Source organism: Glutamicibacter soli (assembly GCF_003309065.1).
GTDB classification, from domain to species: Bacteria; Actinomycetota; Actinomycetes; order Actinomycetales; family Micrococcaceae; genus Glutamicibacter; species Glutamicibacter soli.
On sequence record NZ_POAF01000001.1, the window covers coordinates 693252 to 708878 of the forward strand.

Sequence of the window (15627 nt, forward strand, 5' to 3'; positions counted from 1 at the left end):
AGCGGGAGCCCGGCGCAGCGCCTCCAGCTCCTTGCCGCCATCCAGGATCCGGAGGCCGAAAGCAGAGCATGGCGCATATCCTCGTGGCGTCCTCGCCGTTCGCCGGACATGTCCGCCCCACCCTCGCAGTAGCCGAGGCGCTGCTCCTGCGCGGGCACCGGGTCACCGCCTATACCGGACGGCGCTACGCCCGGGACTTCGAAGCGCTGGGCTGCCGCATCCTGCCCTGGCAGGCGGCCACCGACTACGACGAACGCAACCTCGCCGCGTCCTTTCCCCAGCTGCAATCCACCGGCCGCAGAGCGGTGTTCGCCAATCTGGAGCACGTGTTCATCGGCAATGCCCCTGGCCAGCTCGACGATCTGCGACGGGCCCACGCCGCGCGCCCCTTCGACATCCTGGTCGGCGAGCAGATGATGCTGGGCGCCGGAATGCTGGCGGAACTCCAGTCCCTGCCGTGGGCCAGCCTCTCGGTACTTCCCCTGTCGCTGCCCAGCCGGAACCTGCCGCCGTCGGGGTTGGGCTTGCAGCCGTTGCCCGGAGCCCTTGGCCATGCCAGGGATGCGCTCCTGCGCCGGGTCACCCGCCGGGTGATGCGCCCGTTGGACGCCGCCTTGGCCGAAGTGCGCAAGCAAGCCGGGCCGCCGGAGCACCAGCTGTTCGGACAGGCAGGATTCTCCACGCAGCTGACGATCGCCCATGGAGCGCCCGGCATCGAGTTCCCCCGCCCGGATCTTCCCGGGTACGTGCACTACGCGGGGCTGCTGGCCCGGCCGATAGTTCACGCCGGCCCCGAGCCGGACTGGCTGCGGGAAGTCCGGTCCTTCAAGGGGCCCGTGGTGCTGGTGACCCAGGGGACGCTGAACACCGACCCGCAAGAGCTGCTGCAACCGGCCCTGGACGCGCTGCGGGACGAGGACCTGCTGGTGGTGGCCAGTTCGGCGGGCCGGAGCGTGCAGCGGATCCCGCCGAACGCCCGGGTCCACGAGTTCCTGCCGTTCGGTGACCTGCTGCCGCTGGCATCCTGCGCCGTCACCAACGGCGGGTGGGGCGGGGTGCTGCAGATGGCCGCCGCGGGCGTACCAATGGTGGTGGCCGGCGGCACCCTGGACAAGCCCGAGGTCGCAGCCCGCGTCGCCTGTGCTGGCCTGGGTCTCGACTTGCGCACCGGAACTCCCACGCCGCGGAAGATCCTTAGGGCGGTGCGCTCGATTCTCGCCGAACCGGGCTTCCGGACCAGGACCGCCGCCGTGGGCGACCAGCTGCACCGGCTGGGCGGGGCGCCGAAGGCCGCAGAGCTGATCGAGTCGCTCGCCCCGGGCGCATCCCCGCGGGTACCGTAGGCCGCAGGCTTGGCCCGCTGCGCGACATGTGATTTGAAACTGCCAATCACTGAGCGGTTTTCGCGTATGCTGGCATCATGCCAACCGATGAGCTTGTCCAGGCCCGTGCACGCGCGCTCAGTTCACCACTGAGACTGCGGATCCTGCGCCTGTGCCTGCACGAGTCGCGTACCAACAAGGAAATCGCGGACCTCCTCGAACTGAATCCGGCGACCTCGCTGCACCATGTGCGCACGCTGGTGAGCAACGGCTTCCTGGAAGCCGAGGAGCCGCGCAAGGGCAACCGCGGCGCCAAGGAAGTCCCCTACCGCAGCACCAAGCTTTCCTGGGGCACCCGCATCCCGGACGCGGCCCCGCTGCTGGTGGATACGTTCCTGCAGGAAATCAACGGCCTGACCCCGCAGGAGATGCAGGTGGTCCGCGTGGGGCTGAAGCTCGGCGAGAAGTCCCAGAAGGAAATGATGGCCCGGCTGCGCGCGGTCATCGAGGACTACGCGATGCGCGAGCCAGAAGAAGACGGTGTGCCCACCTCGCTCTTCCTGGCCCATCACCTGGATCTGACGGGCAACAGCCGCACCGAGAATTAGACGCGGATTAGCCGCCAAAAAGAAAAATGGTGTTCCTCCCGAGGGAAGGAACACCATTTTTCTATGCCTTGCGGTTGGCTTTGCGCAGCACCCGCAGCGCGCTCATCAGGGCGATGACCGCAGGGATGACCATGCCGTACATCCACAGCAGCGACGCGAGCGTCGGGCCCGGCAGGAACTTGAAGTATCCCGCGCTGAGCAGCATCTGGTCGTTGCCGACGTAGGAGATCACTCCCACCGTGACATAGCAGCCGATGAATGCCACCGCTCCGGCCCACATCTTGCCCGAGGCCACGACGGCCCAGTAGACCAGCAGCCCCAGCAGCAGCCAGGCCAGGCCGACACCCCAGATGATCGGGGTGTCGCCCGCGTAGAACAGCGAGGCGTGGATGCCGGTGCCGAACAAGCCGGCCGCGAGGGCGGCAACCACCGCGCGCCACAGCGCGCCGAGGCTGCCGCCAGTGGCAGGTCGCTTGCTAGGCGCGAGCGCGGGCACGGGATGCCTTGGCGCGATCGTTCGCGTTCAGCAGCACCTTGCGGATGCGGATGGCCTCCGGGGTGACCTCGACGCACTCGTCTTCGCGGGCGAATTCGAGCGACTCTTCAAGGGTCAGGGTCTGCGGCGGGGTCAGGTTCTCGAACGAGTCCGAGGAAGCCGCACGCATGTTGGTGAGCTTCTTTTCCTTGGTGATGTTCACGTCCATGTCATCGGCGCGCGAGTTCTCGCCCACGATCATGCCCTCGTAGACCTCTTCGGTCGGCTTCACGAAGAAGCTCATGCGCTCCTGCAGGTTGATCATGGCGAACGGAGTCACCACGCCGGCGCGGTCGGCGACGATCGAGCCGTTGATGCGGTACTCGATCGGGCCTGCCCATGGCTCATAGCCTTCGGCCAGGGAGGAGGCGATGCCTGCGCCGCGGGTTTCGGTCATGAAGCGGGTGCGGAAGCCGATCAGGCCGCGGGCTGGAACCATGAATTCCATGCGGACCCAGCCGGTGCCGTGGTTGGCCATGTTGGTCATGCGGCCCTTGCGCGAAGCCATCAGCTGGGTGATGGCGCCCAGGTACTCTTCCGGCACGTCGATGGTCATGTGCTCCATCGGCTCGTGGACCTTGCCGTCGATCATCTTGGTGACAACCTGCGGCTTGCCCACGGTCAGCTCGAAGCCTTCGCGGCGCATCTGCTCCACGAGGATGGCCAGGGCCAGTTCGCCACGGCCCTGGACTTCCCAGGCATCCGGACGCTCGGTCGGCAGGATGTTCAGCGATACGTTGCCGATCAGTTCCTTGTCGAGGCGGTCCTTGACCTGGCGAGCTGTGACCTTGGCGCCCTTGACCTTGCCGGCCAGCGGCGAGGTGTTGATACCGATGGTCATGGAGATTGCCGGCGGGTCGACGGTGATCAGCGGCAGCGGCTTCGGGTTCTCCAGATCGGTGAGGGTCTCGCCGATCATGATGTCCTCGATGCCGGCGACTGCGACGATCTCGCCCGGGCCGGCCGATTCGGCTGGAACGCGGGTCAGGCCCTTGGTGGCCAGCAGCTCGGTGATCTTGACCTGCTTCTGGGTGCCGTCCTGGCGGGCCCAGGCAACCTGCTGGCCCTTGCGCAGGGTGCCGTTGAAGATGCGCAGCAGTGCCAGGCGGCCGAGGAACGGCGAGGCGTCCAGGTTGGTCACGTGGGCCTGCAGCACTTCGCCCTCGGTGTAGGTCGGGGCAGGAACGTGCTTGATGATGGTCTCGAACAATGGCTCGAGGTCCTCGTTGTCCGGCAGCGAGCCGTCGGCTGGCTGGTTCATCGAGGCGTAGCCGGCCTTGCCCGAGGCGAAGACGACTGGGACGTTCAAGATGGCGTCCAGGTCCAGGTCAGGTGCTTCGTCGGCCAGATCGGAGGCCAGGCCCAGCAGCAGGTCCATGGAGTCGGAGATGACGCCGTCGATGCGGGCATCCGGGCGGTCGGTCTTGTTGACCACGATGATCACCGGAAGGTTCGCGGCCAGGGCCTTGCGCAGCACGAAGCGGGTCTGCGGCAGCGGGCCCTCGGAAGCGTCAACCAGCAGCACCACGCCGTCAACCATGGACAGGCCGCGCTCGACCTCGCCGCCGAAGTCGGCGTGGCCCGGGGTGTCGATGATGTTCATGGTCATCTGCTTGCCGTTGGCGGCCGGGCCGCTGTAGAACACGGTGGTGTTCTTGGCAAGGATGGTGATGCCCTTTTCGCGCTCCAGCTCGCCCGAGTCCATCACGCGGTCTTCGGTTTCACCGTGGCTGTCGAAAGCGCCGGTCTGCTGAAGCATTGCGTTGACCATGGTGGTCTTGCCGTGGTCGACGTGCGCAACGATTGCTACGTTGCGCAGTTCTTCGCGGCTCGTGATGTTATCTGACATGCGTGAAGGCTCACTTCTGCTCGAGTTATGGGTCAATGGAGTCGGGGCCAAAGTCGACCCAGCTATTTATTCTACGCTCTCATGGCAAGCCAACCGGGGAGGTGTGTCAAAACATACAGAAAAAAGCACGCAACATCCGGGTGAACCCGCGGGTTCAGGCGATCGGCACCCAGAATCGCAGGTGGGCGGTTCCGTCCCCGTCAACGACTTGAGGGCGTTGCGCGTCGGGAACTCCCCCGCAGCGCAGGATGGTGGCGCGCGATCCAGCGTTGCCGGCGGCGCAGGTGATCAGCGCCCTCTGGACCCCGGCCGCGCGCAGCTCGTCCAGCCCGAAACGGCACAGCGCCCCGGCGACTCCCTGCCGGCGCGCCTCGGGCAGCACCCCGTAGCCGAGGTGCCCGCCCAGATGCTGCAGGGAGGAGTTCAATGCGTAGCGCACCGACACCCGTCCCAGGAGCCAGCCGTCCTGGTCCACCGCGACGAACAGGGCCGAGCGGACCCAGCCCTCGGGAACGTGCTCCCCGCGCCGCCCGGCATTCATCCGGTACACGTAGTCCGCCCAGTTTCCCTTCTCCGTCCAGGAGGGCAGGAATTCAAAGTCGTCGGCCAGCAGCGCGTGGTGCGCGTCGATGGCCTGCTGCTCGTCGGCGTCGGTGAGTTCGCGAAACGCCAGTTCGCCCAATACGTCCATGGATCCAGTATCCCAGCCGGCCGCTGGCCCGCGTCGTCAATAGGCCAGCGCCTCGCCGCGCACCTGCTGGTACCACTCCAGGGTGCCGCCGGACAGGTTCAGCACCTGCGCCCCGGCCGGCTGCGGGCCCAGCGCCTGGGCGGCGCGCAGCGAACGGGCCCCGCTCTTGCAGGCGAGCACCACGTGGGTGGCGCCCTGGGCGGGGATCGCGTCCCAGCCGCGGGAGAGCACCTGATCCAGCGGCACGTGCACGCTGCCGGTGATGGCGGCGATCTGCCGTTCCCAGTCCTCGCGCACGTCGATGACCAGCACCCGGCCCGGCGCCGCTTGGCTGCCTCGCAGGGTTTCCAGCTCCGCCGCGCCCAACTGGCCAACGGCCGGGGCTAGGGCGCAGGATTCCTGCGCGTAGTTCCCCAGCTTGCGCACCCGGGCACGCTGCGGGTCGCGTTCGAAGGACAGGGTGCGCACCCCGGCGCTCAGCGCGTCGTAGAGCCAGAGCTTGCCGGAGAGGGTTTCACCGGTTCCGGTGATCAGCTTCAGCGCCTCGACGGCCATGATCGAGCCGACCACCCCGCACAGCGCGCCGAACACGCCGCCCTCGGCGCAGCTGGGTACCGAGTCCGCGTCCGGGATCTCCGGGAACAGGTCGCGCAGCATCGGCCCGGTGCGCGGGTCGAACACCGAGACCTGGCCGGAGAACTGGAACAGCGTGCCCCACACCAGCGGGGTTCCGGTCAGCTCGGCGGCGTCGTTTGACAGGTAGCGGGTGGCGAAGTTGTCGCTGCCGTCGATCACCAGGTCGTAGCCGGCGAACAGCTCCAGCGCGTTGTCCGGGGTCAGCCGCTGCCCCAGGGGAACCACCTGGACCTGGTCGTTCAGCTGCGCCGCCAGCCGGGGCACCGAGTCGACCTTGCGCGCCCCGACGTCCGACTGGCGGTGCATGATCTGGCGCTGCAGGTTGGACAGCTCCACGGTGTCGTCGTCCATGACCGCCAGCGTGCCCACGCCGGCGGCGATCAGGTAGCTGGAGATCGGGCTGCCCAGTCCCCCGGCGCCGATGACCAGCACGCGCGCGGCGGCGATGCGGCGCTGGCCTTCCTCCCCGACCCCGGGCAGGGTCAGGTGCCGGGAATAGCGGGCCAGCTGGGCAGGGTCCAGCGCGGTGCGCGGTGCGACCAGCGGTGCGCGGCCGCTCACGAGAAGTCCCCGATCAGCGCCTGCATCATTCCCTCGCCCGGAGAGGAGGCCAGCGCGGTGTCGCGCACCGGGATGCGCCCCGCCAGCCGGGCGGCGCGTCCGGCGCGCACGGCGTCGCGCATCGCGGCGGCCATCAGCGGGGCGTTGTGGGCGCGGGTCACGGCGCTGGCCAGCAGCACCGCGTCGCAGCCCAGCTCCATCGCCTTCGCGGCGTCGGAAGCGGTACCCACCCCGGCATCCAGGATCACCGGGACGGTGGCGCGGGAGACGATGGTGGCGATGTTGTGCGGGTTCAGGATGCCCAGCCCGGAGCCGATGGGCGCCCCGGCCGGCATGACCGCCGCGACCCCGGCGTCCTGCAGCCGGGCGGCCAGCGCAGGGTCGTCGTTGGTGTAGGCGAAGACCTCGAAGCCGTCGGCGACCAGCTGCTCGGCGGCGGCGAACAGCTCCAGCGGGTCGGGCAGCAGGGTGTGCTCGTCGGCGATCACCTCCAGCTTCACCCAGTTCGTTTCCAGCGCCTCGCGCGCCAGGTGGGCGGTGAGGATCGCGTCGCGGGCGGTGAAGCAGCCAGCGGTATTCGGCAGCGCGGCGATGCCGTGGCGCTGCAGCAGCTCGTACACGCTGGCCGAGCCGCCGGCCGAGTAGTGCCGGATGGACACCGTGGTCAATTCGGTGCCGGAGAGCGCGAGCGCCTGCTCCAGGGTGCTCAGCGAGGTGGCCCCGCCGGTGCCCAGGATCAGCCGGGAGCCGAAGCTGCGCCCTGCCACCTCGAAGGCGTCGTTGACGGCATCCAGCTCGGTGAGGTCCGCGGCGGCGGTGGTTTCAGTGGTGTTCTGCGTGCTGCGCTGCATTGGTTCAGCCTCCCTGGGCGGCGGTGACGAGTTCGACGGTGTGGCCGGCGGCCAATTCCCGCTGCGCCCAAGCGCTGCGCGGGACCACCGCGCCGTTCACGGCGACGGCCAGGCCCAGCTTGGTGCCGTCGGCGGCCTGGCCCTGTTCGTCAAGTTCGCGGCCCAAGTGCGAAGAGACCAGATCGCGCAGGGTGGAACCCTGCTGGATCGTGGTGGGGGTTGAGTTCAGCGTGATGTCGATGGTCATGGGTGCAGCTCCATTCGGGTCGGTGCAAGTCGTGAAGGATCGGTTCGGGACGGTTCAGCTCGGGAAAGTCCTGCCGGGTCCGGCGCACTCCCGCCGCTGAAGCGCGCGGGGTCCACGGCCCGGGCGTGCTCTGCGTGCGGCGGCTGGCTCAGGACCAGGTCCGCGGTCAGCGAGGAGCCGAAGGGGGTGAGCAGCACCCCGTGGCGGGAATAGCCGGTGGAGAGCACCATTCCGTCATCCAGCCGCCCTATCAGCGGCCGGTCGTCGGGGGTGCCGGGCCTGGCGCGGGCGATGACCTCGTTCAGCGAGCAGTCGACGATCCCGGGCACCAGGCGGCGGGCGTTGTCCAGCAGCTTGTGCATCTGCCCGATGTTGACCGCCTCGTTGCCGTCCTCGCGGCTGCTGGCGCCCAGCACCAGCGAGCCGTCCGCGCGCGGCACCAGGTAGACCGGGTCGCGGCGCACGATCCCGCGCACCGTGTGCGTGAGCAGCCGCGGGCCCGCAGGGCCCTGCAGCCGGAAGATGTCCCCGTAGACCGGGCGCAGCGGAAGTTCCGGTGTCCCGGCCACGGTGCCCAGGCCCGCGGCGAGCACCACCTGGTCCGCCTCGATGATCCGGCCGCTGCCGGTACGCACCGCGTGGGTGGTCCCGGCACGCTGCAGCAGCTCGACGGCCGGTTCGCGGACCAGCTGGGCGTCCAGGTGCCCGGCCAGGATCGCCACCACGGAGCGCGGGTCGATCTGGTGGTCCCCGGCGCAGCGCACCGCGCCGGCGATGTTGCTGGCCAGCGCCGGTTCCAGCCGGCGGGCGGCGCTGGGCAGCAGGGTCTGCGCGCTGAAGCCCAGGGACGTCTGCAGCTGCACCAGCTCGTGCAGGGCGTCGCGGTCGGCCGGTTCGGCGGCGACCACCAGGGTTGCGTTCTGCAGGTAGTCCGGGCGCCGGCCGGTGGCCTGCTCGATGCGCTGCACGAAGTCCGGGTAGGCCTGGTTGGAGGCGCCGAGCAGCTCGTGCAGGATTCCGTGGCCCCAGGTGGTTTCGGCGGCTGGGGCGAGCATGCCGGCCGCGGCGCGGCTGGCCCCCTGCCCGGGATCCGGGTCGATGACGGTGACCTCGCAGCCGCGCGAACGCAGTTCGAAGGCGGTGGACAGGCCGATGATCCCGGCCCCGATGATGGCAACGTGCAACGACGGCACTTCCTTCCTACGGCGGCATGACCCGCATCAGGTGTAGCGGTCGGCTCGGTGCCCTCTCAGCCTGGTCGGTTCAGGCTCCCGCGGAGTTGAAGCGATTATAGGCATGAGCTGCACCACAAATGCCAACTCTGCGCCGCGGGCGCGTCATCTTCGCGCGCGGCGCAGCCGGTCCGGGAGTCCCGGGCGCGCCTCGTTCCAAGGTGCCGGATGGGTAAATCCTCAAAGATCCATGAGTTCGTTTGCCCGCGCCCCGGCTCGTACGGAAGCGTTGCGTGAAGGCGCCCGGAACCGGGCGGCACCGCAACCGGAAGGAGAATACAGTGCTGACACTGACCGATCAGGCCGATGCGATCGTGACCTCGCTGGTCACCAACCAGACGGAGGACAACGAGGCGGGGCTCCGCATCCAGCCCGCCGACGAGACCGAAAGCCAGCAGACCGAGCGTTTCGCCGTGCGGGTCGTCGACGGCCCGCAGCCGGCGGACCAGGTGATCCAGGGCGAGGGCAGCCCCGTCTTCCTCGACGAGCTGGTCACCGACGCCCTGGATGACAAGGTGCTCGACGCGAACGTGGATGCCGAGGGAACCATCACCTTCCAGGTCCTGGCCCAGCGTTAGGCTTCCGCCGTCCGCGCTCGGGGCACGCTCCCCTGCGCGGCGGCGCACGCGCAACTGCCCGGGCAGCGCTCGTGCGGATTCGGTCTTCCCGAATCCGCCCCACGAGCCGCTGCACCGGGCAGTTGCATGTTGACTATGTTGTGATGCGGCGTTGTGATGCGCCGGCTCCCTGCCGGCTTCCCGCCGCGGCCGGAGGTTCGCTAGTCGGCGATCTCGCTGGTGACCTTGGCCCCCAGCTCGACGGTGCGCGAGACCGTGCAGTACTTGTCGTGGGAGAGCTTCACGATGCGCTCGACCATGCCGGCGGCCTTGCGGCCCTCGTCGGTGTCCGGGAACTTCAGGTCGAAGGACATCTTGATGTCCTCCATGCGTCCGGCGCCCTCCTCGCTCAGCTTGTAGCCGCTGGCGGCCACCTCGAACTTCTCCGGCTCGCTGCGGCGCGTGGTGGCCACGTCGACGTCGATGGCCGAGCACCCGGCGATGGCCGCCAGCAGCAGCTCCACCGGGGTCAGCAGCCCTTCGCCCTGGCCGAATTCCAGGCTGGCACCGGTTTCGCCGCTGGTCGCCCGGTACCTTTTGGACTCTACTCGTTCGACTTTGACTTCACGCAGTTCACGGGTGTTTTCGCTCATGGATCTATCGTGACACGTCCGGGGCCGAAAGCCGGACATGGCGCAGCTGGATCCGGGCCAGCTGGTCGGTGTGCTCGGCTTCCTTTTCGATCTGGAACCCGTGGTCGAGAAAAAACGAGAGGGTGCTCGCGTTCTGCCCATTGATCTGGATGCAGGCCGCCGGGCACAGCGCGAGGATGTCATTCAGCAGCGCGCTGCCCACGCCGTGGTGGCGGTCGTGGTGGCGTACCCACAAGAGCTCGATCTGTGTTTCGCTCCAGGCGGCGAAGCCGATGATCTCCTTGCCCAGCTGGGCGATCCGCACCGAGACGCGCTGGGAGTAGACCGCTTCGAGAGCGTTGGCAACGGCGTCCACGTCGGCGGCCGAGAGGAAGTCGCGTCCTCCCTCCACCGAGTTGCGCCAGACATCCAGGAGTTCGGGTACTTCCTCCACGCTGGTCCAGTTGCGAAGAACGAGCCTCTCAGACATCTGAACTCCTTCCAGCCGTGGAATACTCCGCGTGTTGTCTCATGATTTTCTCCTAGTGGGATGCCACAGAGAAGCACGGATTGGTAACAAGTACCGACTCATCTGTGCCGTGAAAGCGGGCACGGGATCTCCGACTGTTACAACTCACGACCCGGCAAAGGCACGCACGGCCCGGCTCCAGGCGGTAATTTCTTCTGCCGCAATATCGGGTTGGTCAAGGTGCACGTTGTGCCCCGCCGCGGGAACGACAACGATTTCGGCCGATGGATACCTCGCAGCGAGCCTGCCCGGATCGGCGAAACCGGTGACGTGGTCCTGCATCCCGCACAGCATCAGCACCGGGCAGGCCAGCTGGGAGGTCCGCTCGACCGGCAGCTCGTCCAGGAAGTAGCGTTTGGACAGCTTGGCCAGCGAACGCAGGTTCACCGCGCGGATCCCGGGCAGCGCGTGGGTGCGGAAGCGTTGGAAGTTCTCCACCGTTTGGAGCACCGACATCTGTTGATAATGATCCGCGTCCTGCGTCGGCAGCCCGGCCAGCAGCTCGGGATCCTGCAGCAGGATTTCCCGCGGCGGCACGGTCCGCTGCGAATGCGCGGGATACACCAAGGGCGCCAGCATCGCCATGCCGACTACCTGGGGGCCGAAGCGGTCCGCCATCTCCTGGGCCAGCAGCGACCCGAGCGAGTTGCCGATCATCGCGAACGGCCGTTCCCCGCACTGCCGCCGGATCAGCTGCTCAAGCCAGTCGGCGATTTCCGGCAGGCCGCCGGCGCCGTCCAGTGCAGCGGTGCCTCCCATGCCGGGAAGGTCGACGTAGATCCGTTGGAAAACACCGGTCGCCGCCAGCACCTCGTCCAGGGCCAGGAGAATCCGGTGGTCGACCCCGTGCCCGTGAATCAGGACTAGTGGAATCCCTTGGCCCTTGGTATACGGCACGCCGGAAGCCAGGTTCTCGTTGATTTCCAAAAGTTTCTCCTCTCTCAAGGTGGTACTCACGCCCTCCTGCGGTTGCTCGCATTGCCACCCTGCTTCAGTCTTACCCTCGTGCCGATGACCGGGTCCGCCCTTCCGAAGACGACTTCCGCGACTAACCAACATTCCCATGCGCCATGCCAAGCTGGACCAAGGTGGGCCGGTCTAGGACTCCTGTTAAGTACCGGTGCTCGGTTGTAGAGATGCGACGGTGCAACCCAACAAAACGTGAAGTTTCTGATTCCCCTGCTTAAATAGGCCACGGCCGTTACAGTTCCTGTTTAATCAGGTTTTGCAACAGCCGTTGGACCTGTGGATTCCGATCTTGTCTAGGAATCCTCACGCATTGGCATGGAGTTTGGGACCCGATCCTCTATGCCTCGGTTCCGCCGTCAACCCGCAGTACCACTCCCGTGATGAAGGATGCTTGGTCGGACAGAAGGAATGCAACGGCATTTGCGATATCATCGGGTTTTCCCATCTGCTTCATGGGGATCCGGGCAATTTGTGCTGCCTTGACCTCAGACGGCAGGGATGCCAGCGCCGCAGTTTCAATTGCGCCCGGTGCTACCGCGTTGACCCTGATACCAAGACTGGCAGTCTCTTTGGCGACACTGCGTGTCAACGAAACCACGCCGTGTTTCGCGGCTCCGTAAGGTGTCATGTCGGGGGTCGCACTAATTCCGGCAAGGGAGGCGATGTTTACAATTCCTCCATGTCCTTGCTGGGTGAAGTGGGCAATCTGCGACTGCATGGACAGGAAAGTACCACGCAGGGTCACATTCACCGCGCGGTCCCATTCCGGGATGGAGATTTCCTGAACTGGTTTCGGACTCACCCCTAGTCCAGCGTTGTTCACAGCCATGTCCAGACGTCCGTAGGCGTCCAGGGCGAACGGCACCAGCTGCCCGACCTCGTCGACATCAGCGACATTCGCGTGCTTGTATGCGGCGCGTCCTCCTGCAACCTCAATGAGCGCGACGGTTTCCCTACCAGCTTCGTCGTTCACATCTGAGACGATGACTGCAGCTCCTTCAGCGGCCAGTCGCAAGGAAATTGCGCGGCCGATCCCCGCGCCCGCTGCTGTAACGAGTGCAACCTTATTCGTGAATATCATTTTTACCCTTCGTGAGTGTTTACCGGGGAAAATACTGTTAATGGAACGAACCGTCGACTCGGCAGTTCCAAGGACGTGGTCTCGTAGCGTGCGCATCTGCGACCGCCATGCCACCAATGCTGGAGTGTTCCTGTCCCGAGGCCGAGTGGATCTAGCGGTAGGTGGCTTACGTGGTGCTCAGGGTTTCAAGGAAAGTCCGATGAGAGCCGAAGCACAGAGGTGCGCATCGGCACTTGTCCGAAAGAGGCCGTTTACGAACCTCGAGCCGGGACGCAGTATCCATGCTGAAATTTGCTGGTCCAGAATCGTATGCCTGACCACAGCAAGAAACAGGCTCAACGCTTGATCCAAGTTCCGGGTCGGGCATCACGACATTGGCCATGAGGGTGCCGGGAATCACGACGTCCCCTTCGTTGCCACTCCGGGAGCGCCGCCATAGGGACCAAGATCGCTGAGGGACCGCCCGACGAAACGGCGACTTGGGCCCCGAACAAGCCGATCACGTCGTAAGGCCGCGGCATCGATCCAATGAATTCCAGGTTCATAGCGGCAAGAAACAACGGATGGATTAGACGCTGGCAGTGAAATCACCCACGGTGTCCGAGCTACAGGAGCCGTACCGCGCGAGAGCAGAGCTCCGCGCTGCATCCCAGTTAATGGCGAGCGGGGACGTTTAGCCGGCGACGGGGCCGCCTCAGTCCTGGCGGCCGAGCCCTGTCCTGAGAAGGCCATTGAATCGGCTTCATCCGTGCCTATAGTGGATGGCGCGCTGATCGTCGACAAGGAATCGATCGCAGGCTCCAGCGTTCCAAGTTGCGGTTGGCTGTTGGTAACCATGGGGTGACTGCCTTTGGATTGCTCCCGATTGACCATCCTCGCCGTAATCCAGCTCGGCGAAGGACAATACGCTTTCTTTACCACGATAGCTAACTGCTGACCGTTAGCCAGTATCCGATATGACGATTATCCTTTCGGCTTGAATTCCGCCGCGGATTCTTTGAATCTGCTACCACTCGATGAGTGCCGGCTTGCTGTGCATTTCCTCTACGCGTCCCGTCCGAACGTGTGGACGACTGCGTGATGCGGCAAGAATCCGTAGCGCAGATTCGGCTTTCCGTTTTCCACGATTCATAGGCAACCTGCTATCTGCCGCGTTCGCCTACCGGGAAGATCGACCGCAGCGCATGCTCGTGCTTGTCGACTTCGTTCACCGCTAACCGCTCGTCGCAGCACTCGGGACGAAAAACACCGTGGGTTTCCGCCGCAGCCGCGAACCTTCAGCCCTTCCCGCTAGCACCTGTGGGGACTGGCACGCAACGGGCCCATCAAGCAGAATGGCGATCATGAACATCAACGAGATCCTCACCGGCATGGTCCACCGCCCCATTGACGCCGCCCGCAATCTGCCGGCGCTGAGCGTCGAGCAGCTGAACGCGCATCCCGGCGGACACCCGAACTCGGTGGCCTGGCTGCTGTGGCACACCGGGCGCGAGGTGGACATCCAGCTGGCGGCGCTGTCCGGCAAGGAGCAGCTGTGGCACCGCTACCGCGACCGCTTCAACCTCGGCGACGCCGGCGACGGCATGGGCTACGGCCACACCCCCGCCCAGGCGCACGCCATCCGCGTGGACGACCAGGAACTGCTGCTGGAATACGTGGACGCGTCGCTGAGCGCGCTGGGCGACTACGCGGCGCACCTGGGCGCGGAGGAATTCGACGAGATCGTGGACCGCCGCTGGACCCCGGAGGTCACCCGCGGGGTGCGGCTGGTGTCCATCGTGGACGACGCCATCGTCCACGTCGGGCAGGCGGCCTATGCGGCCGGGGCGCTCAGCGCGGACGAGTCCTAGCGGCGCCGGCGCCCGCGGATCCAGACCAGCAGCAGGTGGCGGAGCATCGCGATGAACACCAGCGCCCAGACGATCACCGCGACCGCCAGCGCGCCGTGCCCGATCGCCTCCACCATCGGCAAGCTGTCCACGCGCCCAAGGTTCAGCGAGGCCACCGCGAACATGCCCACCGGGAACACGATGGACCACAGCGCCGGGGTGTAGCCCAGCGGCACCCGGTGCACCAGGTGGCGCCAGACCCCGGCGCCGATCAGCATCGGGATCAGCCACAGGCAGAAGCTCCAGAACACCGCCACGGTGGAGGCGATCAGCACCCGGGTCGCGTCGATCATCGGGGTGGAGTCCATCTGCACGATCTTGGTGCCGGCCACCACCGCGATCGCCATCGCGCCCATGGCCACCCAGTAGGGCGGCTCGAACTGCTGCGGGGTGATGCCGAAGTGCACGATGCGCAGCAGCACCAGCACCGCGATCCCCGCGTACAGCGCCACGCCCACCGACCAGGACAGCACCGCCAGCAGCCCGACGACGTCCCCGGGCACCCCGGCGGCCGGTTCGACCACGCTCAGGCCGATCGCCAGCGACTGGCTGGCCACTGCCCAGATGAACCAGGTGCCGTTGGTGCGCGCCAGGATCGGCTCGCCGTCGCGGGTCATCAGCACCTGCCAGGGCAGCACGTAGCCGAACACGAACCACAGCGCCGCGGCGAAGAGCACCAGCGGAGCGGCGACCCGCAGCAGCCCCTCGGCGGCCAGCCGCACCGCCAGCACATCGGTGCCCGCCACCACGGTGAAGTAGGCGAAGGCCGCTTCGGGGCTGCGCAGATCGTGCAGCATGGCCGTGCGGCAGGCCGCCGCCCGCCAGATGTACAGCACCCAGAGCACCGCGTAGGACGCCGCCGCGATCACCAGCAGCACCAGCGACGGCACCCGGGCCCCGACCTCGTGCAGGCCGATCGAGACGATGCCGGTGCCCATGACCAGCGCGAAGTATCCCGGGGCGAGATGCTCCAGTGCGCCGCCCGCACCCGGGGTCCGGGGCGGGTGTCTGGTCGATTCTGCCGCTGCGTCGGGGCTCATGAGCCCAGCCTACGACGCACACGCCCCGCGCAATAGAGCCTTTTCGCGCCCGCTAGCGCCGGTGCCGCAGCGGCGCGGCGGAGAGCTCCTCCAGCCGCCCGGATGCGTGCTGCCGGGCGAGGTGGGCGGCGCGTTCCTCAGCCGTCGGCAGGGTGCCGCCTTTCGACTACGACATTCCGGGCCAGCGTCTTGAAGCGCGTGCCGTCCTCCTGGCGCACCGTGAGGGTGAGCGCACCGGTCTTGCTGGTGTTCAGGTCCTCCACGGTTCCGCTTTTTCCCTTGTGGGTTCCGGCCGCGACCCGGCACCGGTCGCCGTTGCCGGGCTGCGCGTCCCCTGCAGGGTGTGCATTCTCGCTCATGGGTGCCAGTTTAAGCCGGGGGCGCCAACGAGGCGAGCC

Annotated in this window: 17 protein-coding genes and 1 riboswitch; of the genes, 4 read left to right on the forward strand and 13 right to left on the reverse strand. The window is 67.0% G+C overall.

Translation table 11 applies throughout. From position 1 onward, the window contains the following. The first annotated feature begins 68 nt into the window (after nt 1-68). Nucleotides 69-1343: a glycosyltransferase gene (locus tag C1H84_RS03245; RefSeq protein ID WP_113606501.1), complete on the forward strand. Its 1275-nt coding sequence runs from the start codon at nt 69-71 to the stop codon at nt 1341-1343. A gap of 77 nt (nt 1344-1420) precedes the next feature. Continuing rightward, nucleotides 1421-1930, forward strand: coding sequence for a helix-turn-helix domain-containing protein (locus tag C1H84_RS03250; protein ID WP_053798461.1), 510 nt, complete (start codon nt 1421-1423; stop codon nt 1928-1930). 61 nt (nt 1931-1991) lie between these two features. On the opposite strand, the gene C1H84_RS03255 is transcribed toward C1H84_RS03250, so the two are convergent. The 7 genes from C1H84_RS03255 to thiO form a co-directional block, all read right to left on the reverse strand. Next, nucleotides 1992-2426 carry a hypothetical protein gene (locus tag C1H84_RS03255; protein WP_113606502.1) on the reverse strand — a complete coding sequence of 145 codons (435 nt, stop codon included), beginning with the start codon at nt 2424-2426 and terminating at the stop codon, nt 1992-1994. Beyond that, nucleotides 2407-4314, reverse strand: coding sequence for a translational GTPase TypA (gene typA / locus C1H84_RS03260; protein WP_047119578.1), 1908 nt, complete (start codon nt 4312-4314; stop codon nt 2407-2409). The genes C1H84_RS03255 and typA overlap by 20 nt, the downstream gene beginning before the upstream one ends. 154 nt (nt 4315-4468) lie before the next feature. Then, nucleotides 4469-5005, reverse strand: coding sequence for a GNAT family N-acetyltransferase (locus tag C1H84_RS03265; protein WP_113606503.1), 537 nt, complete (start codon nt 5003-5005; stop codon nt 4469-4471). 36 nt (nt 5006-5041) lie between these two features. Then, a complete protein-coding gene (locus C1H84_RS03270; protein WP_113606504.1) occupies nt 5042-6202 on the reverse strand; it encodes a ThiF family adenylyltransferase in 1161 nt (386 codons plus the stop codon). Then, nucleotides 6199-7053, reverse strand: a complete 855-nt coding sequence (locus C1H84_RS03275) for a thiazole synthase (protein WP_082123933.1) — start codon at nt 7051-7053, stop codon at nt 6199-6201. Before C1H84_RS03275 ends, C1H84_RS03270 begins: the two co-directional genes overlap by 4 nt. Before the next feature lie 4 nt (nt 7054-7057). Further along, complete coding sequence (thiS, locus tag C1H84_RS03280) at nt 7058-7300, reverse strand: sulfur carrier protein ThiS (protein ID WP_231735927.1); 243 nt, start codon at nt 7298-7300, stop codon at nt 7058-7060. Next, entirely contained in the window at nt 7297-8493 is a 1197-nt protein-coding gene (gene thiO, locus C1H84_RS03285) for a glycine oxidase ThiO (protein WP_244910791.1), read from the reverse strand. Before thiO ends, thiS begins: the two co-directional genes overlap by 4 nt. Continuing rightward, nucleotides 8481-8585, reverse strand: a riboswitch (TPP riboswitch). It overlaps the preceding gene by 13 nt. A 228-nt stretch (nt 8586-8813) precedes the next feature. Between thiO and C1H84_RS03290 the strand changes: the two genes are divergently transcribed. After that, on the forward strand, nt 8814-9110 hold the full coding sequence (locus C1H84_RS03290; protein WP_113606505.1) for a Fe-S cluster assembly protein HesB: 297 nt from the start codon (nt 8814-8816) through the stop codon (nt 9108-9110). Nucleotides 9111-9310: 200 nt separating this feature from the next. Here the strand turns inward: C1H84_RS03290 and C1H84_RS03295 are convergent, their stop codons facing one another. The 4 genes from C1H84_RS03295 to C1H84_RS03310 all read right to left on the reverse strand — a co-directional run bounded on the left by C1H84_RS03295 (nt 9311) and on the right by C1H84_RS03310 (nt 12396). Further along, on the reverse strand, nt 9311-9742 hold the full coding sequence (locus tag C1H84_RS03295) for an OsmC family protein (protein ID WP_047119582.1): 432 nt from the start codon (nt 9740-9742) through the stop codon (nt 9311-9313). A 4-nt stretch (nt 9743-9746) separates the two neighbouring features. Further along, nucleotides 9747-10211: a GNAT family protein gene (locus tag C1H84_RS03300; protein ID WP_047119583.1), complete on the reverse strand. Its 465-nt coding sequence runs from the start codon at nt 10209-10211 to the stop codon at nt 9747-9749. A gap of 144 nt (nt 10212-10355) precedes the next feature. After that, the gene (locus C1H84_RS03305) at nt 10356-11207 is read right to left on the reverse strand and encodes an alpha/beta fold hydrolase (RefSeq protein WP_181728018.1); all 852 of its coding nucleotides are present in this window, start codon (nt 11205-11207) and stop codon (nt 10356-10358) included. Nucleotides 11208-11556: 349 nt separating this feature from the next. Continuing rightward, nucleotides 11557-12396, reverse strand: a complete 840-nt coding sequence (locus C1H84_RS03310) for an SDR family NAD(P)-dependent oxidoreductase (RefSeq protein WP_220124870.1) — start codon at nt 12394-12396, stop codon at nt 11557-11559. A gap of 1247 nt (nt 12397-13643) precedes the next feature. Here C1H84_RS03310 and C1H84_RS03315 point away from each other — a divergent pair. Beyond that, complete coding sequence (locus tag C1H84_RS03315; RefSeq protein WP_113606568.1) at nt 13644-14150, forward strand: DinB family protein; 507 nt, start codon at nt 13644-13646, stop codon at nt 14148-14150. Here C1H84_RS03315 and C1H84_RS03320 read toward each other — a convergent pair. Together C1H84_RS03320 and C1H84_RS03325 are read right to left on the reverse strand one after the other, a co-directional pair. Continuing rightward, a complete protein-coding gene (locus C1H84_RS03320) occupies nt 14147-15229 on the reverse strand; it encodes a tellurite resistance/C4-dicarboxylate transporter family protein (protein WP_113606507.1) in 1083 nt (360 codons plus the stop codon). The two genes, C1H84_RS03315 and C1H84_RS03320, sit on opposite strands and share 4 nt — an antisense overlap. A 137-nt stretch (nt 15230-15366) precedes the next feature. After that, nucleotides 15367-15588 carry a KOW motif-containing protein gene (locus tag C1H84_RS03325; protein WP_113606508.1) on the reverse strand — a complete coding sequence of 74 codons (222 nt, stop codon included), beginning with the start codon at nt 15586-15588 and terminating at the stop codon, nt 15367-15369. Nucleotides 15589-15627: the final 39 nt, after the last annotated feature.